The organism is Bowdeniella nasicola, from assembly GCF_001907295.1.
Lineage (GTDB): Bacteria > Actinomycetota > Actinomycetes > Actinomycetales > Actinomycetaceae > Bowdeniella > Bowdeniella nasicola.
In genome coordinates, this window is record NZ_MQVR01000037.1 from 1 (window position 1) to 24,568 (window position 24,568).

Annotated in this window: 22 protein-coding genes and 1 pseudogene; 10 read left to right on the forward strand and 13 right to left on the reverse strand. The window is 66.5% G+C overall.

What is annotated here, in order from left to right; all coding sequences use genetic code 11:
- From BSZ39_RS07220 to BSZ39_RS07235, 4 genes are all read right to left on the reverse strand, one after another.
- The coding region (locus tag BSZ39_RS07220; protein ID WP_143180420.1) for a hypothetical protein at positions 1-446 on the reverse strand (446 nt) is incomplete at its 3' end.
- Between the two features lie 169 nt (positions 447-615).
- A complete protein-coding gene (locus tag BSZ39_RS07225) occupies positions 616-1,920 on the reverse strand; it encodes a dihydrolipoamide acetyltransferase family protein (RefSeq protein ID WP_073716695.1) in 1,305 nt (434 codons plus the stop codon).
- Complete coding sequence (locus tag BSZ39_RS07230) at positions 1,920-2,945, reverse strand: alpha-ketoacid dehydrogenase subunit beta (RefSeq protein ID WP_073716696.1); 1,026 nt, start codon at positions 2,943-2,945, stop codon at positions 1,920-1,922. Before BSZ39_RS07230 ends, BSZ39_RS07225 begins: the two co-directional genes overlap by 1 nt.
- The gene (locus BSZ39_RS07235) at positions 2,942-4,081 is read right to left on the reverse strand and encodes a thiamine pyrophosphate-dependent enzyme (RefSeq protein WP_083603039.1); all 1,140 of its coding nucleotides are present in this window, start codon (positions 4,079-4,081) and stop codon (positions 2,942-2,944) included. Before BSZ39_RS07235 ends, BSZ39_RS07230 begins: the two co-directional genes overlap by 4 nt.
- Before the next feature lie 106 nt (positions 4,082-4,187).
- Between BSZ39_RS07235 and BSZ39_RS07240 the strand changes: the two genes are divergently transcribed.
- Entirely contained in the window at positions 4,188-5,069 is an 882-nt protein-coding gene (locus BSZ39_RS07240; protein ID WP_073716697.1) for a YwiC-like family protein, read from the forward strand.
- On the opposite strand, the gene hisC is transcribed toward BSZ39_RS07240, so the two are convergent.
- Positions 5,047-6,144 carry a histidinol-phosphate transaminase gene (gene hisC / locus BSZ39_RS07245; protein WP_073716698.1) on the reverse strand — a complete coding sequence of 366 codons (1,098 nt, stop codon included), beginning with the start codon at positions 6,142-6,144 and terminating at the stop codon, positions 5,047-5,049. The genes BSZ39_RS07240 and hisC overlap by 23 nt on opposite strands.
- Before the next feature lie 25 nt (positions 6,145-6,169).
- Between hisC and BSZ39_RS07250 the strand changes: the two genes are divergently transcribed.
- Entirely contained in the window at positions 6,170-6,559 is a 390-nt protein-coding gene (locus BSZ39_RS07250; protein ID WP_073716699.1) for a phage holin family protein, read from the forward strand.
- Here the strand turns inward: BSZ39_RS07250 and BSZ39_RS07255 are convergent.
- From BSZ39_RS07255 to BSZ39_RS07265, 3 genes are all read right to left on the reverse strand, one after another.
- Complete coding sequence (locus BSZ39_RS07255) at positions 6,519-8,219, reverse strand: lipase family protein (protein WP_073716700.1); 1,701 nt, start codon at positions 8,217-8,219, stop codon at positions 6,519-6,521. The two genes, BSZ39_RS07250 and BSZ39_RS07255, sit on opposite strands and share 41 nt — an antisense overlap.
- Positions 8,216-8,422, reverse strand: a complete 207-nt coding sequence (locus tag BSZ39_RS07260) for a hypothetical protein (RefSeq protein WP_073716701.1) — start codon at positions 8,420-8,422, stop codon at positions 8,216-8,218. Before BSZ39_RS07260 ends, BSZ39_RS07255 begins: the two co-directional genes overlap by 4 nt.
- A gap of 196 nt (positions 8,423-8,618) precedes the next feature.
- Positions 8,619-9,719: a glycerate kinase gene (locus BSZ39_RS07265; protein ID WP_073716702.1), complete on the reverse strand. Its 1,101-nt coding sequence runs from the start codon at positions 9,717-9,719 to the stop codon at positions 8,619-8,621.
- 55 nt (positions 9,720-9,774) lie between these two features.
- Here BSZ39_RS07265 and BSZ39_RS07270 point away from each other — a divergent pair, with 55 nt between their 5' ends.
- A complete protein-coding gene (locus tag BSZ39_RS07270) occupies positions 9,775-10,560 on the forward strand; it encodes a fructosamine kinase family protein (protein ID WP_073716703.1) in 786 nt (261 codons plus the stop codon).
- A 50-nt stretch (positions 10,561-10,610) separates the two neighbouring features.
- On the opposite strand, the gene BSZ39_RS07275 is transcribed toward BSZ39_RS07270, so the two are convergent.
- From BSZ39_RS07275 to BSZ39_RS07285, 3 genes are all read right to left on the reverse strand, one after another.
- Positions 10,611-10,844, reverse strand: a complete 234-nt coding sequence (locus BSZ39_RS07275) for a hypothetical protein (protein ID WP_073716704.1) — start codon at positions 10,842-10,844, stop codon at positions 10,611-10,613.
- A gap of 126 nt (positions 10,845-10,970) precedes the next feature.
- Positions 10,971-12,194 carry an arginine deiminase gene (locus BSZ39_RS07280; protein ID WP_073716705.1) on the reverse strand — a complete coding sequence of 408 codons (1,224 nt, stop codon included), beginning with the start codon at positions 12,192-12,194 and terminating at the stop codon, positions 10,971-10,973.
- 33 nt (positions 12,195-12,227) lie between these two features.
- Positions 12,228-13,742, reverse strand: a complete 1,515-nt coding sequence (locus tag BSZ39_RS07285; protein ID WP_083603042.1) for a basic amino acid/polyamine antiporter — start codon at positions 13,740-13,742, stop codon at positions 12,228-12,230.
- A gap of 139 nt (positions 13,743-13,881) precedes the next feature.
- On the opposite strand from BSZ39_RS07285, the gene purB reads away from it, so the two are divergent.
- The 6 genes and pseudogenes from purB to BSZ39_RS15025 form a co-directional block, all read left to right on the forward strand.
- Positions 13,882-15,351: an adenylosuccinate lyase gene (gene purB, locus BSZ39_RS07290; protein WP_143180421.1), complete on the forward strand. Its 1,470-nt coding sequence runs from the start codon at positions 13,882-13,884 to the stop codon at positions 15,349-15,351.
- 44 nt (positions 15,352-15,395) lie between these two features.
- Complete coding sequence (locus tag BSZ39_RS07295; protein ID WP_245792452.1) at positions 15,396-16,070, forward strand: DedA family protein; 675 nt, start codon at positions 15,396-15,398, stop codon at positions 16,068-16,070.
- Positions 16,067-17,554, forward strand: a complete 1,488-nt coding sequence (locus tag BSZ39_RS07300) for a hypothetical protein (RefSeq protein ID WP_073716708.1) — start codon at positions 16,067-16,069, stop codon at positions 17,552-17,554. Before BSZ39_RS07295 ends, BSZ39_RS07300 begins: the two co-directional genes overlap by 4 nt.
- 163 nt (positions 17,555-17,717) lie before the next feature.
- Positions 17,718-17,963 carry a heavy-metal-associated domain-containing protein gene (locus tag BSZ39_RS07305; protein ID WP_073716709.1) on the forward strand — a complete coding sequence of 82 codons (246 nt, stop codon included), beginning with the start codon at positions 17,718-17,720 and terminating at the stop codon, positions 17,961-17,963.
- A complete protein-coding gene (locus BSZ39_RS07310) occupies positions 17,963-20,389 on the forward strand; it encodes a heavy metal translocating P-type ATPase (protein WP_073716710.1) in 2,427 nt (808 codons plus the stop codon). Before BSZ39_RS07305 ends, BSZ39_RS07310 begins: the two co-directional genes overlap by 1 nt.
- A 240-nt stretch (positions 20,390-20,629) precedes the next feature.
- Positions 20,630-21,370 (forward strand): annotated as a pseudogene (locus tag BSZ39_RS15025) (sulfatase-like hydrolase/transferase); the annotation flags it as partial.
- Between the two features lie 349 nt (positions 21,371-21,719).
- Here BSZ39_RS15025 and BSZ39_RS14595 read toward each other — a convergent pair.
- Together BSZ39_RS14595 and BSZ39_RS07325 are read right to left on the reverse strand one after the other, a co-directional pair.
- On the reverse strand, positions 21,720-22,334 hold the full coding sequence (locus BSZ39_RS14595; protein ID WP_083603045.1) for a DUF805 domain-containing protein: 615 nt from the start codon (positions 22,332-22,334) through the stop codon (positions 21,720-21,722).
- A 111-nt stretch (positions 22,335-22,445) separates the two neighbouring features.
- Positions 22,446-23,852, reverse strand: a complete 1,407-nt coding sequence (locus BSZ39_RS07325; protein WP_073716712.1) for an HNH endonuclease signature motif containing protein — start codon at positions 23,850-23,852, stop codon at positions 22,446-22,448.
- Positions 23,853-24,159: 307 nt separating this feature from the next.
- Here BSZ39_RS07325 and BSZ39_RS07330 point away from each other — a divergent pair, with 307 nt between their 5' ends.
- Positions 24,160-24,501 (forward strand): DUF6318 family protein, encoded by a 342-nt coding sequence (locus BSZ39_RS07330; RefSeq protein ID WP_073716713.1) that lies wholly within the window; start codon positions 24,160-24,162, stop codon positions 24,499-24,501.
- Positions 24,502-24,568: the final 67 nt, after the last annotated feature.

A 24,568-nucleotide genomic window follows, 5' to 3' on the forward strand; every position in this document is an offset into this window, starting at 1 on the left:
ATTTCTGCCGGAGAAATCTCAGGGAATGCACCAGATAGGCGCTCGAGACTTCCGATTCCCTCCAGGGCCGCTCCGTCCAGCAGCACCTTGCCAGCCGAAGCTTTGGCGTCGTTCAACTCCTCCGCCAATGCAGCCTTTTGCTCATCGAGGGGAAGGGACTCTAGCTGTTGGATCAACTCTCCGAAACCAAGATCCCCTTCATCGTTGTCGGCTTCCCGCAGCCGATCCTGGATGTTCAGGGGCTCGCTGTACCAACCTTGGAACGGGCAGAAATACTGCTCGTCAACGCTGATGCAGTCAAGGGAGTCACGGAGCCGGAAAGCGCGCGTAGACGCCGGGCCCACGGACCGCATCGCCGTTGGTTCTTCTAGCTTGTGCACCGCTGCGGTGAGTCCAGCGAGGATTTCATCTCGACTCGCGTGGTCACCCGATGCCGCGGCGGGCACGGTTGATCCGAGAAACAAGGCTAGCGCAGCCAGTCCCGCCCCCCTAATTTGGCGTATGACATGGTGTCTCCTAGATTGTTCTAGTGATTGGCGCTCCATCGCGCTACACCGAACTTATCAGCAAAAGACTCCCCGTGCTGTACATTTACAGGACGACAATTGTTTGAGATCAGCGAATGAACGCGCGGGCGGGGTTTTGCAGTAGCGCCGCGACCTCCGCGAGGACCCGGGAGCCTAGCTCGCCGTCGACCAGCCGGTGGTCGAAGCTCAGCGCGAGCGTCGCGACGTCGCGGATCGCGATCTCGCCGTCGTGCACCCACGGCTGCTTCTTCACGGCACCGAAAGCGAGAATCGCCGCCTCGCCCGGGTTCAAAATGGGCGTGCCGGTGTCGATGCCGAAGACGCCGACGTTCGTGATCGTAATCGTGCCCTGGCTCATCTCGGCAAGGCTCGTCTCGCCCGCGCGGGCGCGCGCCGTGAGCGAGGTGAGCTGCTCGGCGAGCTCGGGCAGCGTCATGCGGTGTGCGTCCTTGATGTTGGGGACGACGAGCCCGCGCGGCGTGGAGGCCGCGATCCCGAGGTTGACGTAGTGCTTGTAGACGATCTCCTGCGCGTCCTCATCCCACGAGGCGTTGATCTGCGGGTGTTCGCGCACAGCCATGATGAGTGCTTTCATCACCATGACGAGCGGCGTGACGCGCAGGTCCTTAAACTCTCGGGACGCCCGCAGGTCGGCGACGAGGCGCATCGTGTTCGTGACGTCGACGGTCTGGAACACGGTGACGTGCGGGGCCGTGAACGCGGAGGCGACCATGGCCTCGGCGGTGCGGCGACGCACGGAGCGCACGGGGACGCGGGTTTCGCGGCCTTCGCGGTCGACGCGGCCGCCGACGAGCCACGGCTCGTCACCCGGGTAGGACGCGAGGGTTTCGGCCTCCTGCTCGCTCGCGGCGAGCGTGACGTCTTCGCGCGTGATGATGCCGCCGGGCCCGGTCGCTTCAACCGTCGTGAGGTCGACGCCGAGGTCTTTCGCGAGTTTGCGCACCGGGGGCTTGGCGAGCACCCGCGATCCGGCGGGCTTTGCGGCAGCGCTGGGCTGCGGCGCGGCGGAGCGCGTCGCGCGGTGGCCCGCGCCCTTCGCGCCGTAGCCGACGAGCATCGCGCCGCCCTCGTCCTCCCAGGAGGCTTCGGCGGCGCTCGAGACGTCGTCGGGGCGTGCTGCGTCGGCGCCTTCACCTGCGACGTCTACCGCGAGGATCGGCGTCCCAACCGCGACCTCGGAGCCTTCCGCGACGAGCAGTTCCAGCACCCGCCCGTCGAACGGGCTCGGCAACTCGACGGCAGACTTCGCCGTCTCGATCTCGACGATCGGGTCGTTCGTCGCGATCTCATCGCCGACGGCCACGCGCCACGCGGTGATCGTCGCTTCGGTCAGGCCCTCGCCCGGGTCGGGCAGTAGGAATTCGCGTCTCATCAGTGCTCCATCGTGCGGCGGACGGCCAGGCGGATGCGCTCGGCGTTCGGCAGGTATTCGTGCTCGAATGCGGCCGCGGGATACGGCGTGAACGCGCCGCCGACGCGCGCGATCGGCGCCTCTAGCGAGTAGAAGCACTCGTGGGCGAGCTCGGCCGCGATCTCCGTGCCCGGCCCGAGGACCGTCGGCGCCTCATGCGCGATCACAGCGCGGCCCGTGCCCGACACCGCCGCGACGAGCGTCGGCATGTCGATTGGGTTAAGGCTGCGCAGGTTCATGACCTGCGCGCTGACGCCCTCGCCCGCGAGCTGGCCGGAGACCTCATGCAGCGTCGCGACCGTCGGGCCATAGCCGATGAGCGAAATATCGCTGCCGTCGCGCTCGATGTGGGCGGCAGAAAGCTCGTCGGCGACGGAATCCGCGCGGAACTCGCCGCCGCGCGCCACCTCGCCCTTGACCCAATAGCGCGATTTCGGCTCGAAGTAGATGACCGGGTCCTCGCTCGCGATCGCCGCGCGCAACAGCGTGTAGGCGTCGGCCGCGTCGGCGGGGGTGACGACGCGTAGGCCGGGCGTGTGCGCGAAATAGGTTTCCGGGCTCTCGCCGTGGTGCTCGACGGCGCCGACGCCGCCGCCGTAGGGGATTCGGATGACGAGCGGGAGCGTAAGGTTTCCGCCGGAGCGGTAGCGCAGCTTCGCGAGCTGCGTCGTGATCTGGTTGAACGCCGGGAAGACGAAACCGTCGAACTGGATCTCGACGACGGGGCGGTAGCCGCCCATCGCCATGCCGATCGCGGTGCCGACGATGCCGGATTCGGCAAGCGGCGTGTCGCGCACGCGGTCGGCGCCGAACTCATCGAGCAGGCCCGCGGTGACGCGGAAGACGCCGCCAAGTTGGCCGACGTCCTCGCCGGAGACGATGACGGTGTCGTCGGCGGCCATCGCGTCACGCATCGCGGCGGTGATCGCTTTGGCCATCGGCAGGCTCTCGCGCGTCGTGGGGGTGGCGCTTGCCAGAGCGGTCATCGGCCGGCCTCCTTCGCGAGGGCGTCGATCGCGGCGCCGTCGGCGCGCCAGGTACGACGATCGGCCTCGACCTGCAGGTGGTCGGAGGCGTAGACATGGTCGAACATCTGCTCGACGTCGCCCGCGCTGAGCGAGCGCGTGTACTCGCGCACGCGGCGGCGCAGCGCGTCGGCGTCAGCGGCCACGTCGGCGAAGAACTCATCGCCCACCCCGTAGTGGCGGCGCAGCGCCTTTTCGGTGCGCGCAATCGGGCAGCGCTCGGCCCAGTAGGACTCCTCGGCGTCCGTGCGGTAGCGCGTCGGATCGTCGCTCGTCGTGTGCGCGCCCATGCGGTAGGTGACGGCCTCGATGAAGAACGGGCCGCGGCCGGAATGCACGTGCTCGAGCGCGAGTTTCGTCGCCGCGAACGACGCGACCGGGTCGTTGCCGTCGACGCGCAGCGCGGGAATGCCGAACCCGCCCGGACGCTGCACGATCGGCACGACGGACTGCACGGCCGTCGGGACGGAAATCGCCCAGCCGTTGTTCTGGCAGATGAAGACGACGGGCGCCTTTGCGCTCGCGGCGAAGACGAGGGCTTCATTCGCATCGCCCTGCGACGTCGAACCGTCGCCGAAATACGTCACGACGGAGCGGGCGTCGGTCGCGAGGACGCGCCGGCGATCCTGCTGCAGCGCCATCGCGCGCCCGACGGCATGCGGCAAGTGCGCCGCGATGACGAACGTGTAGATGTGGAAGTTGTGGCTGGCCGAGTCCCAGCCGCCGTGGTGGACGCCACGGAAAACCCCGATGAGCTTTTCGAGCGCGAGGCCGCGCACGTCGGCAACGCCATGCTCCCGGTAGGAGGGGACGACGAAATCCTCGCGCGGCGTCGCGAGCGCGGAGCCGACCTGGATGCCTTCTTGCCCCTGGCACGGCGGCCAGAGGGCGAGCTCGCCCTGGCGCTGCAGGCTCGTCGCCTCGTCGTCGAATGCACGGGTGCGCACCATGTGCCGGTAGGCCGTCGACAAAAACTTTTCCGACCGGTCGGCGAGCTTGTCGAGTTCTGGGTGTTCGTGCCAATCGCCGTGATGATCCAGCAATGTCGCCGGAAGCGCAGTGAGATCCTGGTCCGCGATCGCGTGGGTGAGCGTCATGCCAACCTCCTAACCTACGCAATCGTAAGTTACGGATGCCTACGACCTGGTTGTGGCAAACCTACAGAGAAACTCGCGACGCTTTTCTCCGGCATACAATGTAAATATGTCGCGGAAGAAACGGCGCAGCCCCGGGTGGATCCCCGACCAGCACGGCGCGTGGGCCATGATTACGATCCCGCCGCTCGTCGGCATCGTCATCGGTGGGGCGCACTGGCGGCACCTGCTGCTGCTCGCCGCCTGGTGGGTCGGCTACTTCCTCTTCCACGCGGCCTCGCTATGGCTGAAGTCCCGCCGCAAGCCGCGCTACTGGCCGCCGGTCAAGACGTATGCGCTCATCACCGCGCCGCTGCTCGTCGTGCTGCTCGTGGCGGCGCCGTGGCTTATCGGGTGGGTGGCCTACTTCGCGCCACTCGCGGCGATCTCGGCGTGGTGCATCGCCAACCGCAAGGAGCGCTCGCTCTTAAACGACGTCGCGACGATTACCGCGGCGTGCCTCATGACGATGGTGGCGTTCGACGCTGCGCACCGGCCGGCATCGCTGCTCGCCGGCATCGCCTTCGACCCGCTGGGTACGCTCAGGCCCGATGGCGGGATACTCACGCCCGACGGCGGCACACTCATGCCCGACGGGGACGCCCTCGCCTGGGCGTGGCGCGCGTGCGCGGCCCTCACGATCTATTTCCTCGGCACGATCCCGCACGTCAAATCGCTCATTCGTGAGCGCAATAACCCGCGGTTTTGGGCCGGATCGATTACCTATCATGCCCTCGCGCTCCTCGGCGCAATACTTGTCGCCGCAATTGGCGCCTGGCCGGGGACGCTCTCGCGCATCCTGCTGCTGGCCGCCGCCGGCATCGCCCTCGCGCGCGCGATCGCGATGCCGGCGTGGCAGCGTCGTGTGGGCCGCCCGATCCGTCCCATGCACATCGGCCTGGTCGAGATCGGGCTGTCCGCCCTTATGGCTATCGCCGTGTTGACGAGTTAGGCGCGTAGCCGCCCAGGAACTCCACGAGGCGATCGTTTTCGGCGCGGTTGCCGACGGTGACGCGCACGCCATCGCCCGGATACCCGCGGATGAGGACGCCTTCGGCGACGCCGTCTGCAGCCAACTGCGCCGCATCCTCGCCGATCGGCAGGTAGAAGAAGTTCGCGACGGTCTGTGGGATGTCCCAGCCGTCGGCGCGCAGCTTCGCAACGACGCGCTCGCGCTCCGCGTTGGCTTCTTCGACCTGCGAAGTCATAACGTCCTGCTCCGCCAGCGCTGTCATGGCCGCGGCCTGCGCGATGGCGTTGACGCCGAACGGCGTCGAGGTGGTGCGCACGGCCGAAATCAGGCGCGCATCGCCAAAGCAGTAGCCGACGCGCAGCCCCGCGAGCCCGTACGCCTTGGAGAACGTGCGGAAGACGAGCACGTTCGGATAGCGCGGCAGGTCCGCCAGATCGAACGCGTAACGCGCATCGGCGACGTACTCCTGGTAGGCCTCGTCAACGAAAACCGCGACCGTCGGCGGGACCTTGTCGATGAACGCCATGAGCGTGTCGCGGTCGATGACGTTGCCGGTCGGGTTGTTCGGGTTACAGACGATGACCGCGCGTGTCTTATCGGTGACGGCCGCGGCCATCGCGTCGAGGTCGTGGGAGAAGTCCTCGAGCAGCGGGATGCGGACCGACGTGGCGCCGGCGGCCTGCGCGATGATCGGGTAGGCCTCGAAGGAACGCCACGGGTAGACGACCTCGTCGCCCATGATCGCGAGGGCCGTCAACGCGTGCGACAGCAACGCGACCGAACCGTTTCCGAGGGCGACGTTTGCGGGCTCGACTCCATAGTGGGCCGCGACGGTCTCGGTCAGGTCGGTGACGTTCATATCCGGGTACCGATTGATCTGTTCGGCCACCCGATGGATGGTTTCAACGACCGCGGGTGCCGGTTCGGCCGGGTTTTCGTTGGAAGACAACTTCGTCATGGTGACCCCCGCCGGCGGGCGGGCACCCGGGACGTATGCGGGCAGGGATTCGATATCGGGGCGGATATAGGCCCCGCGTTTTTTCTCGCTCGACATAAAACAACTATGACACGATGGGGCCATGAGTTTTGTGGTCCGCCTGGTTGTCTCCGCGTTTGCTATCTGGCTGGCCAGCGTCGTGGTGTCCGGAATTGAGCTGGCGCCGACGTATTCGATTGGCCAAAAGCTCCTGGCTTTGCTGGTGGTCGCGCTGTTCTTCACGCTCGTCAACATGTTTGTGCGACCGATCGTCAAGATCTTGTCGCTCCCGCTTTACATTTTGACGCTCGGTTTGTTCTCGCTCGTCGTGAACGCGCTGATGCTCATGCTCACGGGCTGGATTTCCTCGCACACCGAGTTCGCGCTGACCGTCGACGGATTTGCGTCGGCGTTCTTCGGCGGCATCATCATCGCGCTTGCGGTGTGGGCCGTTAACTTCCTCCTACCTGAGCGCTTAGAGACGCGCCGTTGATCACGGGCTGCGGCATCGGGCCGGGCCAGATTTCGCGCAGGATCGGGACGCGTCCGATGGTGCCGTCGTAGGCCCGTCCGAGGAGTGCATTGTCGACGATCTGATCGAGCATCTCCGGCTGACTGATGGTCCGCACCGCGGAGAACTCGCGGCTCGAGACGCTCGCGCCGGAGTGAAAGCCGAGCGTGTCTTTGATCGTGTGCGTCATGCTGACCAGTTCAGGATTCGCTGAGTTCATGACGAGCTCGAGGCCCTTTTCGTAGGTGTTCATACCGTGCGTCCAGCCGGAATCATCGGTGAGCGGTGACGTGGCGAACGTTGCCGTCACCTGGTTGGCGCGTGAGCGGTTCGCGGCGCCGTCGAGGCCCGGGATAGGATCGTCGACCTCCTCGATGTGCAGGACCGGGATCGACTCGTCGACGATCTTGCCGGCCGTTGGGGCGCCGACGGTGACGACGAGGTTCACGTTGTAGATCTCCGTAAATTCCTCGTTCGCCGCGAAGTTTTGGGCGATGATGCCGCCCTGCGAGTGGCCGAACAGGGCGACGTTATCCCCCGGCTTGATACCCGCCGCATCCATGGCCTCGATGATCGCGCGGGAGGCGTCGGCCGAAATGCCGCCGACGAGGTTGACGTTCGCGTCGTGATTGGCCGGGTTTTTCGAGAACAGATCACTACCCGCGGTGGTTCCGGGGATAAAGACGAGATGCTGGACGGTCCCGTCGGGCTTGGTGATCTTGTCAATCCTGATGACCTGTTCTTGGCGGTCAGCGCCCTTCTTGTTTAACAGGTGCATGCCGGTGCCGAGGTATTGGGAGACGCCGCGGTTAGAGGAGGGGAAGTGCAGCGCCGCGAAGCCGGCGAATAGCATGCCGGCGCTGAGCGGGCCGTAGCCGAGGGCCTCACCCATACCTGTGACGGTTTTTTCGGGGAGGCGACCGCCGATGACGATGGCGTCGAAGTCGGGCGGGATCGAGTTCGGGTCGGCGCCGCCGATGTCGAAGGCGGTGGGCGGCAGTTCCGTGAGGTCGATTTCGCCGTCGGCGCGATCGACGCCGATCGAGCGCATAAGGAAGATGGCGGCTCGCTGGACGGGAGTGAGCTCGTAGGCCGAGGCGGGGCCGTCGGAGCTGAGATACCGCCCGGAGAGCGGCGTCGGGTCCATCAGCTCGGCGATGGTGCGGGTGCCCCACTGCGTCGCCGAACCTTGGGGGACGACGCCCAGCTTCGCCCCGCCGAAGGCCAGGGCGCCCGTGCCCAGAATGCCTCCGACACGCCATTTCAGGGGGATGAACGTGGAGAGCATGCCCGGGGCAGCGCTGGCGAGCTGGCGCTCGGCCGTCTGCTCGGCCTCGAGGTACAGGGCGATGGACTGGGTGAGGGCCCTGGTGAGCCGGATGAGGTCGGCGGCGAGGGTCCCGATCGAATGGGTGCCGCGCAACAGCAGGACAAGATCGTTCGTGACGTCGGCAGCGTGCTCGAACCCGTCGATGAGTTCGAGCGGCGCGGCCAGGAGCGCGGACGCGATGTTGCCGCCGGCAAAGCCGGTGAAAGTTCCCGCGGCCACGAGGCGGGCGGCGAGGTCTTTCAGGTGAGTGGTATCGACGCTTTGGCTTGCGCCCGTGACGTGGACGATGGCGCCGGAGTTGTTGCCGCTCATGATGCCACCCGCGCTCGGAGGTATCCGATCCGGCTCGTCAGCGAGCGGGCGGCCGCAATCGTGTCGGTGACGTTATCGCGGTAAGCGAGCGCGTCGGAGCCAACCCACTGCTCCGGGTAGGAGTTTTCGAGCGTCGCGATCACCGTGGCGAGGTTAGCTTCCGCTTTGGCGAGGTGGGCGTCGACGGAAAACGGGTTGAACATGGCGTCCTCCAAATCTCGGGGTGAGAACCGTTGAGTCGAAGGTAGGCGGACGCAAGGCGGCCGTGGCAGGGAGATGCGAGGGTCGTGAATGACGCGGGTGGTGAGGATGCGCTGTGGACGACGCCAGCAAGGGTGGGGTGGCCTACTACCGACTCCCGACGGTGTTCGGTGACCCTGGCGCCTGAAGCGGGGGCAGTTAGAGAGTCAGCTGGATGAGGCGCATCGCGCGCGCGACAGCGGCCTCGAGATTATCGGCGGCCGCCGCCATCGCCTCTTCCGTCGTGCACGGGCGGGACGTGATCGGGATGATGCCGTCGAAAAGCTCGGCAAGCGCATCTTCATCGCAGACGTCACCGGCGCAGACGAGCACTGCGGCCCCGGCGGCCCGGGCGACCTTCGCGACGCCCGCGGGCGTCTTGCCGTGCAGCGTCTGGGCGTCGATGCGGCCCTCGCCGGTGATGACGAGGTCGGCGCCGGAAAACTTTTCTAGGAGGTGCACCGCCTCGGCGATAATCTCGACGCCAGGCTCGAGTGAAGCCCCGAGTGCGAGGAGCGCGAAGCCCATCCCGCCGGCAGCGCCCGCGCCGGGCGTGGTGGGGCACGCGTCGTCGATGAGCGCGGCAAAGTCGGCCAGGAGCTCGTCCAGCTCGGCGACCTGCTCCGGCGTCGCGCCCTTTTGCGGCCCGAAGACGGCCGCCGCGCCGTGCTCGCCGGTCAGCGGATTGTCGACGTCGCACGCCACCCGCAACGTCACGTCACCGAGATCAGGCAGCTCGACCGCGGCAACATCGCGCAGGCCCACGCCGCCGGGTCCGATCGGGGAGCCATCGCGCGTCGTGATGCGCGCACCCAGGCCCTGCAGCAGCCCCGCTCCCCCGTCGGTCGTCGCGGACCCACCCAGGCCGATGAGGATCCTCTTTGCGCCGCCGTCAATCGCGTGGGCGATGATTTCGCCAACGCCGCGCGTCGTTGCGACCATCGCGTCGCGGTCTGCCGGGTCGATGAGGTCGAGGCCGCACGCCTGCGCCGATTCGATGACGGCGAGCTCCCCCGCGCGCGCGTAGTGCGCGCGCACGCGCGAGCCGAGCGGGCCCGTCACGTCGGTCTCGATGAGCTCTCCGCCGAGCGCATCGCACACCGCGTGCACGGTGCCCTCGCCGCCGTCGGCCATCGGCACGACGCTTACCGCCGCACCGGGCACGACCCGCGTGACGCCGCGGGCCATCGCCTCGCCCGCCTCGCGCGCGGTGAGGGACTCTTTGAAGCTATCGGGGGCGCAGACGACGGTGAGTGCCATGGGCCAAGAATCCCATATTTCTCGCACAAAATACGGCAGTTCCTAGACTGAAGCCATGGCCGATTTTCGGAAAACGGGAAGTGCCCTCTCAATCGCGACAGAAGCAGCGTCGCTGCGCTGGCTGGGCGAGACGGCGGACGACGGTGGCGTCGCGACGGCGCAACTCACGGGCGCGGATCCCGACGCGGGTTACCTCACGACGGCGTATATCCCGTCGGCGTCGCCGTCGGCGGCGGATGCCTACGAGTTTGGGCAGCGCCTCGCGCGCACGCACGCGGCGGGCGCGTCCTATTTTGGGGCGCCACCGCCCGGAGTCGGCGCCGACGCGAGCTATGCGCACGTGCAGATTTCGATGCCGGGGCCGGGTCTGAGCTGGGGCGAGTTTTATGCCGAGCACCGCATGGCGCCATACGTGCGCGATGCGGTTGACCGCGGCTCGATCTCCTCGTCGGGGGCGGCGAAGCTCGAGGCGGCAATGCGGCGGATCGCGGCGGGAGACCATGATTCGGCGCTGCCGTCGCTGTGCCGGGAGCGCGGCGTCGCGGCCGCGCGCACCCACGGCGACCTGTGGGGCGGCAACGTGATGTGGCGCCCGGAGGCGGTCCTCATCGACCCCGTCGCACACGGCGCGCACGCCGAGACCGACCTCGGTGCCCTGCACCTGTTCGGCTCTTCGCACCTGCGCGACACGATGGCGGGCTACCAGTCGGTTTCTCGGCTCGACGACGGCTGGGAGGAGCGCATCGGCCTTCACCAGCTGCACATGCTGTTAGTCCACGCGGTGCTGTTTGGCGGGTCCTACGGGCCGCAGACGGTCGCCGTCGCCGCTCGTTACGCGTAGCGTGACGCTGCTCCGCCTAGCACGACGACGTTACGACTCGGACGACGCCGCTACGGCAGCGGGTTGTCGTTTTCGTACAGGTCAAAGAACTGTGCGAGCGCGACGCCGACCTTCGACTCGCCACCGGCGTTCGCGATCGCGTGACGCACGTCGTCCCAATTCTCGCGAGTTAGTGCAGTCGGCATTCCGTCGCGGTCCCGATACGTCGGCAGCAGTTTCAGCGTGCGATAGCCGTCGTCGGAGCCGCCTCGGCGAGTTGGACCGGATTCGTCGACGACGTGCACCCCGACAGTGCGAGTGCGGCGGCTCCTAGGGCCGCGATGACACGCGTGCGCGTATTTTCCCCCTGATTGGTGGCCGAAGCCCGGCGGAACCGTGGGGCGCCGCCGGGCGTTCGGAGTGAGCGTCGGTTAGATACCGCCGCGGATGGTCGGGCAGGACATGCAGCGCGGGCCACCACGGCCACGGCCGAGTTCGCTACCTTCGACAGCGAGGACCTCGATGCCCTGGCTACGCAGGTAATCGTTGGTCGCGACGTTGCGCTCGTAACCCACGACGACGCCGGGGCGGATCGTGAGGAAGTTGCAGCCGTCGTCCCACTGCTCGCGCTCGGCGGCCAGGGAGTCCTGCGGCGTGGTGAGAACGCGGACCTCGGGCAGGCCGAGAGCGGAGGCGATGGTTTCGAACATCTTGTCCGGCGAGTTGTAGGTGACGTCGAGCTTGCCCGACGACGATCCCGGGCGGATCGTGTTAGAGGCCAGCATGCCGAGGTTGCCGTAGGCGGTGAAGGACTCTTCGTCCATCATCGTCATGACGGTGTCCAGGTGCATGAGGGCGCGCTCGCTCGGCATGTGCAGGGCGACGATCTCGTCGGCGCGGCCAGCGTCGAACAGCTGGCGGGCCAGGCGCTCCACACCCTGTGGGGTGGTGCGCTGGGACATGCCGATGAGGACCTTGCCCTTGCCGATGACGAGGACGTCGCCGCCCTCGATCGAGGCGGGGCCTTCGTCGTTGCCGAGGCTCCAGCGGTTGAACTCGGCATCGGCGAACTTCGGGTGCCACTTGTAGATGGCTTCGAAGTTCACGGTCTCCGGACGACGGGCATCCATCGTCATGGAGTTGATGGCGACACCGTCGTAAACCCAGCAGGAGGTGTCACGGGTGAACAGGTGGTTCGGGAGCGGCGGCAGGGCGAAGTCGTCCGGGCCGAGCATGTCGAAGACGACCGACTTCGGGTCTCCGACCTCCTTCATGATTTCCTGCTTGGTGACACCGCCGACGATCATCTCGGCGAGCTTGTCGGACTCCAGGCGGTCAGCGTAGTTACGCAGGGCATCCGTGGCGGCCAGGCCGTAGCGACGCTCGTCGATGACGTGGTCGAGCACGTGGGCGCGAGCTTCCGGAATGTCGAGGGATTCCTGCAACAGATCCTGGAAGTAGAGCACCTCGATGCCTTCGTCACGCAGCAACTGCGCGAAAGCGTCGTGCTCGCGCTGGGCTTCCTTAACCCAGACGATGTCGTCGAAAAGTAGCTTGTCCTTGTTGGTGGGGGTCAGGCGGGCGAGTTCCTTGCCGGGCCGGTGCAGGATGACCTGCTCCAGTCTCCCGACCTCTGAGTCGACGTGGTACGTCATTGTCACATCATTCCTTTCGTATGACGTTTGGATTTAGAGCTCGATAGCACCCGTGCTGAGCATGACGCCGGCAACGATCGCCGCGACCACTAGCAACCCTGCTAGGACCATTTCGGCGGTGCTGTTAAAGACCTTCTCGCCACGCTCACGGCGTGCCCAGGCATGAATGATCAGGCCCGGCGCGTACAGCAACGCGGCAAGAAGGAGGTAGTTGAGACCCGCCCCGTAGAGCAGCCAGACACCGTAGATCGAGGCAATAACGCCAAGGACGAGATCTCTGCTGCGCGAGGACGGATCGTTTTCGTAGGTGGACTTCGTGAATGCCAGGTAGGTGGCATACAGCGCGGACAGGAGGTAGGGAACGAGGATCAGCGCGGAGGCCAGGCTGATCATGGACTTGTAGACGCCTTCACCCATGAAGCCGGTGAGGATCAGGGTGACCTGCATGCAGACGCTGGTCAGCCAGAGGGCGGCCGACGGCGAGCCTTGCTCGTTGAGCTTGCCGAATACCTTCGGCATCGTGCCGTCTTCACCAGCAACCTGCATGATCTCGACGGGGATGAGGATCCAGGCGAGCAGCGCACCGAACAGCGAGATGACGAGGCCGACGGAGACGATGATCGTGCCGGGGCGGCCGATCACTGACTCGAGGATGCCAGCCATGGCCGGCTCAGCCATGCCGGAAATCTGCGCCTGCTGCAGCACACCGTGCGAGAGCAGGTTGACCAACATGAGCAGGACGAGAACGAGGATGAAGCCGACGACGGTCGCCTTACCCACGTCGCGACGGTGCTTGGCACGTGCCGAGTAGATCGAGGCGCCTTCAATACCGATGAAAACCCACACGGTCACGAGCATCATGCCGCGTGTCTGGGAGAAGATCGAGCCCAGGCCGGACTCGGTACCCCAGAAGTCACCGGTGAACAGTTCGAAGTTGAACGCGAAGATCATGATGACGATGAACAGGAAGATCGGGACGAGCTTGGCGATCGTCGAGATCGTGTTCACGATGGCGGCCTGACGCACGCCACGGATGACGAGCAGGTGCAGCGCCCACAGCAGGACGGAGGCGGCGATGATCGCGGTCCACGTCGTGCCGGAGCCAAAGCCCTTAAACCACAGGCTCAGCGTGCCAAACAGCAGGACGAAGTAGGCAATGTTGCCCACCCACGCGGAGAACCAGTAGCCCCACGAAGAAAGAAAGCCTACGAGTCGGCCAAAGAGGGCTCGAGCGTAGGCGTAGACACCGGCATCAAGGTCCGGTCGTCTGTTGGCGAGGGTCTGGAAGCACAGGGCGAGGCAGCACATACCGACAGCGGTGATGAACCAGCCGATCATGGCGGGGCCGGGTGCCGTCGTCTCCGCGACGTCGCGAGACAGGTTGAAGATGCCGCCACCGATCATGGAGCCCACAACGAGGGCAAGCAGCGGCAGGAACGTTAGCGTTCCTTTTGACTGGTGTTCAGTCGACTCTGGATGGGTGGTGTCGACGGGTGCGGCACCGTGACTGGGTCTGCCGGAGAAATCCCCGGACTCATTATCACTCAACGTGGCTCCTTCGCCGTTGAAAATGACCTAACTTTCGGACAGCTCCAACGATAACGAACCGGTAACGAGATTGAAAGCATGCCCGGTAGTGAGACGCGCAACGTCCGGATAGTGTCGCAAAGACGGCACAATGGTGCTTATGGCCCATGATTTGTCGTCGCTTAGTCCTGCCATCGCTCTCACCCCGCTCGACGGCCGGTATCGCTCCGTCGTCGCTCCGCTCGTCGATTCCCTGTCGGAGGCGGCCCTGAACCGGGCACGCATCCACGTCGAGGTCGAATGGCTGATCCATCTCACGACGCATGAGGTGCTGCCGGGCGCGCCGACGTTTTCCGACGCCGAGATCGCCTACCTGCGTCAGATCATCGAGGATTTCGGGGCCGAGGAGATCGCCGATCTGGCCGAGATCGAGGCCGAGACGCGGCACGACGTCAAGGCCGTCGAATACTTCTTGAAGCGCCGCCTCGCCGCGGCCCCCGACGCCCTGGGCGAGGATACGGTCCTGCCGCGCGTCGGGGAGATCGTCCATATCTTCTGCACGTCCGAGGACATCAACAACCTCGCCTATGCGCTGATCATTAAGGACGCGGTGACGTGTACGTGGCTGCCCGCCGCGCATCGTCTCGTGACGGACATCGCCGATCTCGCCCATGAGGCCCGCTCGGTTCCGATGCTCGCGCGCACGCACGGCCAGCCCGCCACCCCGGTGACGCTCGGCAAGGAGCTCGCGGTGACGGCCTACCGCCTCACCCGCCAGCTGCGCCGGATCGCGAGCGCCGAATACCTCGGCAAGATCAACGGCGCGACCGGCACCTACGGCGCGCATGCGATCTCGGTCCCCGAAGCGGATTGGCCGACGATTGCCCGCGCATTCGTCGAGCACCTGGGACTGACGTTCACGCCGCTGACGACCCAGATCGAAGCGCACGACTGGCAGGCCGAGCTCTACGCCGACATCGCCCGCTTCAACCGCATCGCCCACAACTTCGCCACCGACGTGTGGACGTATATTTCCCTCGGCTACTTCCGCCAGAACCTTGCCGCGCAAGGCTCGACGGGTTCGTCGACGATGCCGCATAAGGTCAACCCGATCCGCTTCGAAAACGCCGAAGCCAACATGGAAATCTCGTGCGCGCTGCTCGATGCGCTCGCCGCGACCCTCGTGACCTCCCGTCTCCAGCGCGACCTCACCGACTCGACGACGCAGCGCAACGTCGCCCCCGCGTTCGGCCACTCGCTGCTCGCGATCGACAACATGACCCGCGGGCTCGCGGGGCTCGACGTCGACCCGGAGCCGATGGCCGCAGACCTCGATGGCGCCTGGGAAGTCCTCGGCGAGGCCGTCCAACAGGCGATGCGCGCCGCCGCGATCGCGGGCGCGACCGGCATGGAGGACCCCTACGAGCGGCTCAAGGAGCTCACGCGCGGCCGTCGCGTCGACGCACAGGCCATGCGCGAGTTCATCTCCTCCCTCGGGATGCCCGCCGATGTCGAAGCCCGCCTCGCGGCCCTCACGCCCGCGACGTACACGGGTTATGCCGATCGACTCGTCGGCGAGCTCGACTCCCTCGTCCCGCCCCTCGCCGAGCTCACCGCCCGCACCGAGTGACCCCGTGGGAGACACTCGACGCCCCCGCAGGTAACGTAAGCTCCGTGATTGCACTTGTGACCCCCCTGCCGATGGCAGCCGGCGAACCGCAGCTGTCCGGGATCGCCGCCTGGACCGTCTCTGTCATGGAGGCGCTCGGTTCCTTCGGCGTCGCGGTCCTCGTCGCGGCGGAGAACCTCTTCCCGCCCATCCCGTCGGAGATCATCTTGCCGCTGGCTGGCTTTACGGCCTCGCGCGGCTCGTTTTCACTCATCACCGTCCTCGTGTGGGCGACGGTCGGCTCGCTCGTCGGCGCACTCGCCCTCTATGGCGTCGGTGCCGCCCTCGGGCGCGAGCGCACCCGCAAAATCATGGGCGCGCTCCCCTTGGTCAAGATTTCCGACGTCGATAAGACGGAAAAATTTTTCGATAAGCACGGCACCTACACCGTGTTTTTCGGCCGCCAGATCCCGATCTTCCGCTCGTTGATCTCCATCCCCGCGGGCGTCACCCGGATGCCGATGCTGACGTTTATGGGTCTGACGGCCCTCGGCTCGCTCCTGTGGAATACCGCGCTGATCCTCGCCGGGTACTACCTCGGCGAGAACTGGCACCTCGTAGAAAAATACGTCGGCGTCCTCACCTATGTCGTCGCCGGCCTCGTCGTCCTGCTCATCGTCTTATGGGTCGCCATGCGACTGAAATCCCGCCACGCAACGGAAAGCACTCCCTCATCATGATGCTGCAAAAAGCCGTCACCCCCGGCATGGTCCAGGCCTACCTCGAGCACGGTTTTGACCGTGTCTCCGGTTGGGTAGTGAATGCCGCCGACGTGTCCTCGCTCATCTCCGATGCGGACCTGCGCGCGCTGCACCACCTCGAGTTTGCGCAGAGCCCTTTCCTCGCCGACGAACCCATCCACACCTTGCATTTCCCGTCCCCACAGGCGACGCCGCTGGTGCGCGCGAACCCGGAGGCGATGAGCGAAATGTTCCCGCTGCCGACGGGCGGCGAGGTCAGCGTCGGCGACGTGTCGACGCCGCTGCTGTGGCTGGAGCACACGCGCCTGCCCGCGGGCGCGCGCCTGTGGCGTTTCAGCAAGGACGAGGACCAGCCGGCGCTCGTCGGCACCTATAACGGTCCCGCCTTCGGCTGGCACGACGAGAACGACACGTTCCACGCGATTCCGCCGACGATCATCGCGGGTCGCGTCGGCGTCGTCGACGGTATCGCCTATGCGGCTGAGCCCGACTACGGCGAAGGTGGCGACGTCGTCTCGGTGACGCTCGCGACGATGAGCAAGCCGGAGGACGAGGACTTCCAGGAGACCGAATCCGGCATGTGGGCGAAGGTCGTCGCACTCGACGACCTCGACGTCCTGTTCGAGTCGCACGTCAAGGCGACCTGGCACGGTCTGCCGGTGCGGGTCGTGGAGCGGTTCTCTGCCGACGACGGCGACCTCGCCCGCATTTCCTCCCTCGTGCTGGACTACGGCGCGAACCAGAACGCCGGCTTCGACTTCATCGAGCCGGGCGTGTGGGAGGCGACGATCCCGTGGGCGGACCTCGAAGAGATCGAGCCGACGCAGCGCGTCGCCAATGCGTGGGCGCGCGAGGAAGATCTCGCTTCGTCCACTCTCGTCGAGGCCCAGGCCGACGCGGAATCGAGTGCGAGCGCCGCCCGCGAGCCGAACGCCTGGCTCGGTGGCGCGAGCGACGAAGCCAAGGAAACCGGCGATCCGCAGGTGACGATCAAGGCCTCCGACCCGAACGACCCGCTCGTGAGCGACGACCTCCAGGAGATCTACCGCGACATCATCGCCGAGGTCGCGAAGGCCGCCCCGCGCGAGGCCACGCGCATCGAGATGATGGGCATGTGCGTCGACTCCAATCTGCAGGTCGCCTCGCAGGCGATCTTCGGTGAGGACGACGTGCACCCGCTGCCGGAGACGGTCGAAGGCGTCGCGCCGCTGCTCGTCAAGCTCCGGATGGCGACGGCCAAGCCGGACCGCGGCGCCTGGTTCTCGGCGTTCTTGGCCATCACCCCGAACGGCCAGTTCCAAATCTCGCTCGACTACGACAACGAGCCGCGCCTGACGCGCGAATTCCCGCCCGACGTCTGGCAGGCCGAGCTTCAGCGCTTCCCGCGCACGAAGGAGAACATCCCGAGCTGGCTGCGCGCCAAGCTCGACGGCGATCAAGCCGACGATCAGCCCGGCGAGTAATTACCGCTCGCGAGCCTTCCGCTCGGGCCTGCCACACGCCCACCGCGTACCTGCCGCACGCCCGCTGCGAGCGCTCCGCCAGCAGAAGAATCGCAGCGCCGTGCGCGCCCGCGCCACCTATACTGGATAACAGTTCGGCACTCGTTGTTCGTGAGGAGCATTCATGACCGCCTTCGACCGCACCATCGTCCTGAAAATCAACGGCATGACCTGCGGCAACTGCGCCCAGCACGTCACTGACGAGCTTGAGGCCCTGGACAAGGTCGATAACGTCGTCGTCACCCTCAACGCGCAGGACACGTCGAAGGTCACGGCCTACGTGTCGGCCCCTGTCGACGACGAAGACCTGCGCGAGGCCATCGATGAGGCGGGCGACTACGAGCTCGTCGCGATCGAACGGGACCTCTAATGTCGGCGGGAACGACTCCCGACACCTCCAACGAGACCGCTACGGCGCGCAGCGTCGATCTCGCGGTGACTGGCATGACCTGTGCCAGCTGTGTCGCCCGGGTGGAAAAGAAGCTCAATAAGCTGCCGGGCGTGTCGGCGAGCGTTAATCTCGCGACCGAATCCGCGCACGTTACCGTCACGTCGGACATCACCGACGACGACCTCGTCAACCGCGTGGCCGCCGCCGGCTACGGCGCGACGATCAAGACGCCCGAGAGCGACGAGTTCGACACGTCCGACCCATCCGAGGAGCGCGCCGCGGACCTGCGTCCCCGCTTCTTCGTCTCCCTCGCCCTCGGCCTGCCGGTCATGGTCATCTCGATGGTGCCCGCCTTGCAGTTCACCGGCTGGCAGTGGGTGATCGCGGCACTCGCGCTGCCCGTCGTCACGTGGGGCGCATGGCCGTTCCACTCGGCGGCCGCCCGCGCCGCCCGACACCTCACGTCGACGATGGACACGCTCGTCTCCCTCGGCATTACGGCCGCAACGGCCTGGTCGCTGTGGGCGCTGCTGTTCGGCGGCGCGGGCGAACTCGGCATGACGATGGACATGAGCCTGCTGCCGCGCGACGCCGGCCACCACGGCACGATGCCGGAGCTCTATTTCGAGGCCGGCGCGATGGTCACGACGTTCCTCCTCGCAGGCCGCTGGGCCGAATCCCGCTCCCGCCACCGCGCCACCGCCGCCCTGCGCGAACTGCTGAGTCTCGGTGCCAAGGACGCGACGCGTTTGACGATCGCCGACGACGGCACCCGCAGCGAGGCCCACGTCCCGGCAAACCAGCTGCGCGTAGGCGATATCGTCCTCGTACGCCCCGGCGAGAAAATCCCCGTCGACGGCCGCGTCATCGAGGGCGAATGTGCCGTCGACGCCGCGATGGTGACGGGCGAGATCGAACCGGTCGACGTGAGCGCGGGCGACGCCGTCACCGCGGGCACGATCGCGACGTCCGGCGCGCTCGTCGTCGAGGCGGAGAAGGTCGGCGGCGACACCCTCGTCGCGCATATCGCCGCGATGGTGACCGACGCGCAGGCGAAGAAGGCACCGATCCAGCGCCTGGCCGACCGCATCTCGGCCGTGTTCGTCCCCATCGTCATCGGCATCTCGCTGCTAACGTTCCTCCTCTGGTGGCTCATCGGCGGCGCGCTCACCCCCGCGTTCACCGCCGCGGTCGCGGTCCTTGTCATCGCGTGTCCGTGCGCGCTGGGACTTGCGACCCCGACAGCGCTGCTCGTCGGCACGGGCCGCGCGGCGCGCCTCGGTGTCGTCATCAAGGGCCCCGAAATCCTCGAGTCGACGCGCACGATCGACACGCTCGTGTGGGACAAAACGGGGACGCTGACCGAAGAGACGATGGCGGTGCGCAAGGTCGTCGCGCTCGAGGCAGCCCCCATCACGACCGACGACGAGCAGACCACCTCCACTCGGGCAGCAGCCGCCGCCGAGCCAACCGCCGACACGCAGGCCGTCGCTCCCGACCAGACAGCCGGCGACGCGCAAGCCTCCGGTCCCGAGCAACAGCTCCTTGCGAGGAAATCCGTCCTCGCCCTCGCGGCCACGGTCGAGGCCTCCTCCGAGCATCCGATCGCCCGCGCGATCACGGCAGCCGCCGCCGAAGCCAGTCTGCGCCTGCCCGTCGCCAGCGATTTCACCACCTCCGCGGGCCTGGGCGTCAGCGCCACCGTCGACGGCGAGCGCATCACCGTCGGCAAGCGTGATTTCCTCGCCCAGGACGGGATTGACGTGCCCGACGTCGCCGCCCTCGATCTGCCCGACGAGCTCACCGGCGCCACGATCGTCTGGGTCGCCGCCGCGAACCGCGCCATCGGCGCCATCGCCGTCGCCGCCCCCCTGCGCAGCACCGCCCGCCAGGCGGTCGACGAGCTGGCCGCCCTCGGCATCGACTCCGTCCTGCTCACGGGCGACGCGGAAGAACCCGCGCAGGCCGTCGCCCGCCAGGTCGGCATCGACCGCGTCCACGCCGGCGTCCTGCCCGCGGACAAGCGCGACGTCATCGCCGCCCTGCAAGAGACCGGCAAGTTCACGGCCATGGTCGGCGACGGTGTGAACGACGCGGCCGCCCTCGCCCAGGCGGGCGTCAAGGGCCTCAGCATGGCCATGGGGTCGGGCACCGACGTCGCGATCGAAGCCGCGGACATCACCCTCATGCGCTCCGACCCGCTCGCCGCCCCGCTCGCGATCCGGATCGCCCGCGCCACCTTGCGCATCATCAAACAAAACCTGTTCTGGGCGTTCTTCTATAACGTCCTCGCGATCCCCCTCGCCGTCGCAGGCCTCCTCAACCCGATGATCGCGGGCGCCGCCATGGCGTGCTCGTCGGTCATGGTCGTCCTCAATTCCCTGCGCCTGCGCCGCGCTCACTAACGCAACTCCGCCACCCCACCCCTGCGACACTAGATGTGACCTTACCAACATTTGGCATGCCTTTTTGCAGTATTTACACAGCAAAAAGTCCCCCATCTACTGTGAAGCGCAGACTCAAGAAAGAAGTTGCATGAACGTCCATCGCCAACATGAAGCCGATGTCATAACCTGCTCGCCGCGCGCCTGCAGCAGCCCGTCGAGGCGACGTTCGAGCACCATCTCGCGACCCGCACGAGCGAGATGCTTGAGCGCTACGCCGAGGACTACAAGAACGGCACCAAGCCCTTCTTCCTCGCCTCCTCCTACGCCGGCCCGCACCTGCCGTATGTCATCCCCGACGAGTACTTCGACGTGTCCGATCCCGACGACATCGAGCTGCCGGAATCGATCGCGGAGAACTTCGCCGACAAGCCGACGATTCAGCAGAACTACTCGGATCACTGGGCGTTCGACACGATGACTGAGGAGCAGTCCCGCAAGCTCATCGCCGTCTACTGGGGCTACGTCACGATGTTGGAACGCGAGTTCAAGCGCATCCTCGACGCGCTCGAGCGGTTCGGCCTCACGGACAACGCCGCGGTCGTCTTCTCCTCCGACCACGGCGAGTTCACGGGCTCGCACCGTCTGCACTACAAGGGCCCGGCCATGTACGAGGACATCTACCGCACCGGCGGCATCATCCGCATCCCCGGCTGCGAGCCGCAGGTGCGCAACGAGTTCGTCTCGCTGCTTGACCTCACGGCGACGTTCCTCGACATCGCGGGCCTCGACACGTCCCCCGCGGTTGACTTCCGCTCCCTCGTGCCGATCGTGCGCGGGGAGAAGCCCGAGTGGCCGGAGACGATCCTGTGCGAGTTCCACGGCCACCACTTCCCCGTCGCCCAGCGCATACTGCGCGGCCGCCGCTACAAGCTCGTCATCAACCCCGAGTCGCGCAACGAGTTCTACGATCTCAAGCGGGATCCGAACGAGCTGAAGAACCGCTACAACGATCCGCTGCTGCGCGAGGTCCGCGACGAAATGATGCGCGACCTGTACGACCAGCTGCGCGAGCGGGGCGACAGCTTCTACCACTGGATGACGTCGATGTTCCCGATTCGCGAGCTCGACTATGACCCGACGATGTCCGGCATGGACGAGTCGACCTACAGACGCAGAACGAGGACGAGGCGACGGCGCGCCTGTAGGGCAGGGCCGTCGACCGCAATCACCGCAGTTCTGAATCAACTCGAAGCGGCGGGACCGAACGCAACCACGGTCCCGCCGCTTCGCTATGCGCGCGGCTTAGCCGTCAGGTGCCAGGTCAGCCGGAAAGCGCACTGCTTAGCCGTCAGTAACGAGCGACGTAATCCGGGTCGTAGCGGCGGCCTTCCGGGTTGCTCGGCAGAATCAGCAGCACGAGTAGCACCAGGCCTCCAAGGCCCGGGATCAACGCGAGCAGGAAGAGCAGACCGGAAAAGTTGGCGTCGTGCAGGCGACGGACGCCGGCCCCCAGCATCGGGAGGAAGAATACGAGCCCGACGAGTCCCACGAGCGCAAAACCTAGCTGGAGCATGCCAAGCCCGGGCGCATTTTCGAGCACGACGGGATTATTGACCAGGAACTGATGGCCGGTGTTCGGGTCGAAGCTGTACTCCGGCTTGGGCTGGCTGGCCACCCACTGCACGTTCGACACCGCGCCCGCAATGACGATCGCCAACGGGATCGCGACGGCGAGCAAGTAGGCGAGCTGCGCCCACCAGTATTCGCTGCGCGACGCACGACCGGTGAACTTGACGTAGTTCTTGAACAGGCGCTTTACGGCGGTGATGAACGACGCGCCGTACAGCGGGCGGGTGAGGTCTGCGGGGTCGGTCGCACCGTCGAGCTGATCGGTGACGCTCGTCGTCGGCGGGTAGTACGACGAGTAGGAGTCGCTCGGCTGATTGAGCGGCGGTTGAGACATGGTGGAGTTCCTCCTTGTTAGTACCTCGACGCGCGGTAGTGGAGGGGAAGACGCGCCGAAACTAACGTAGCGGCACGCGTTTAACCTAAAAACCGGATCCAGCCTCAGGCTTTAATTCGCTGCTAGGGTCTGGACCTGCGAAGGCAGGGGCATTCCACACGTCGGCGGCGTGAGTCGCGGATGGTAGATGAGCTGGCGCGCAGTGTCGTATCGCACCGGTGGTCGCGCGGCGGGTATTCCAGCATCGTCGAGCACGATGGTCCAGTGGTTCGGATCGCCGGGCGGATACTCGACGCGCGGGTGGTGCCGAGTGCAGATGAGGGCGAGGTTTCGCATATCGGTTCGGCCGCCCGCTTCCCATGACGTGATGTGGTGGGCGATGCAAACTTCCGGTGGATCCGTGCACATCGGGAAGACACAACCGCCATCGCGCAGCGTCAGGAGCTCGCGAAGTCCGCGGGAGGCTAGGCGCCTGTCCCGGCCGAGGTCTTCAGCATCGGTGTCCCATAGGTGGCGGGTGCGCTCCGGGGCGGCCAACAACTCGTCGACGACGGCGTCCGTGGCGGAAGCGCTTCCAGCAGCATCGACACAAGCGGCGACGTTGGGGTCGGTTGTACCGCCCGACGCAGGCTCGGACGCATCGAGCCCGGAGAAAAGGTCGGGGCGCTCATCAGAGCAAGGGGACGACGCGTCGTCGCCGTTCACATCGTCTGCCTGGGGCGGGCGAGACCCGGTCACGAGCGTGAAGAGTGCGTCGAGCATCCGCACCCGCAGGTCCTTGGCCTGGCGCGATGAATGTCGCTGCGCCCGACCGTCGGCCTCCGCCTTGCGATCCAGCGCGGGCTTGAGCTTGCGCAGATACTCGGTCGGGATGTGGCCCCAGACGTTCGCGCCGAATTCGCCGTCCTCGATAAGGGTGATGACGAGGCCGCGCTCATCGAAACTCTGCTTGCGGCGCTTGGCGGTCGCGGCGTTGTTGGCTCGACGCAGCGACTCGTCGAGCTGGCTCAGGCTCGTGCGGCACTTCTTGCGGAAAATCGCCGGGACCGTCCCCTCGGCTTCCTTCAGCAGCGCGGCCTCTGCGGCCGGAAACTCGTCGGCGGAATAAAACGGCTGCATTTGTTCGAGTGTCTTGACCGCGGTTTCGAGGTTCGGCTGCGAGATCCGGCCGACGGCTGCGGCGGCGAGCACGTTCGGGAATGCGGCATGCGCCGATGCCCGACGCAGCTCCGAAGTAGCGTCGGTCTTGGGAATGCGCCGCTCCTCGCTGATCACGTCGGCCATGTTGAGACCGTCGATCTCGCCCGCGCGCTGATCCTCGGCCTCGGCGAGCAGCGCCGAACGGAGCGCGAGGGCGAGTGGCACGAGTCGTTCGCTCGCACGGCTGGCGGCGAGCAGTTCGGACGCGCTCGTGACGGCGAGCCCCTGGGTGACGGCGCGCGTGAGGAGGTCGATCGCGTTGGTGAGCGCGGCTGGCGTCAGGGGCGCCGCGTCGTCGATCGCTATTGCCTGGTCCATGCGGAGCCTCCTTTCGCTTCGCTGACGTCTCGTCGTGCCTCACAGTGAATCGCGACGACGCGACGACGCGAAACCGGTCGATGCGAGCTTTGGGAAGAATGCGACGCCGGCGGGCAAGTCTGGATAGCAGCGGCCAGCGCTCGCGCGCGGGCGCGGGCGCGCGTAAATTCCGGGCGCGCACGTCACGCACGCGCGCGATCACGCACGCGCGAGCACCCACGGGCAGGCGCGCCAGCGCGCGCACGTTATCCACAGATGTGCCGCACCCCCTAGCAAAATTCCGGGCATAGCCGTTAATTTGGCCCGTATGAGACGCCACATTGCGCTCGCCGCCTGCGCGCTTCTCGCCGCATCGTGCACGAGCACCCCCTCGCAAGGCGCCTCACCGACGCTGAGCCCGGAGGATATCGAGCCCGGCTCCGAGGTCACCGACGCCAACCTCGCAAAGCTCTTCCCTCCCTGGAAACGGCCCACCCCACCGGAGACGCTGACCGAGCAAACAGACGAAGCCGCACTCGACGCGGCCGAGTACTACAACCTCATGACGCAGTACGCCTTCCGCACTCGCGACACCGGAATCAGCGACGAGATCACGACGAAGCATTGCTATAACTGCAGCCTCGGAGGGTGTCAGGAAGTTTGTGTGTGAGGCTCTGATCTAGAAGGAGTTTCACCGATAATGACTACGGTGTCACCGAAGAAAAGCCACGACCCGG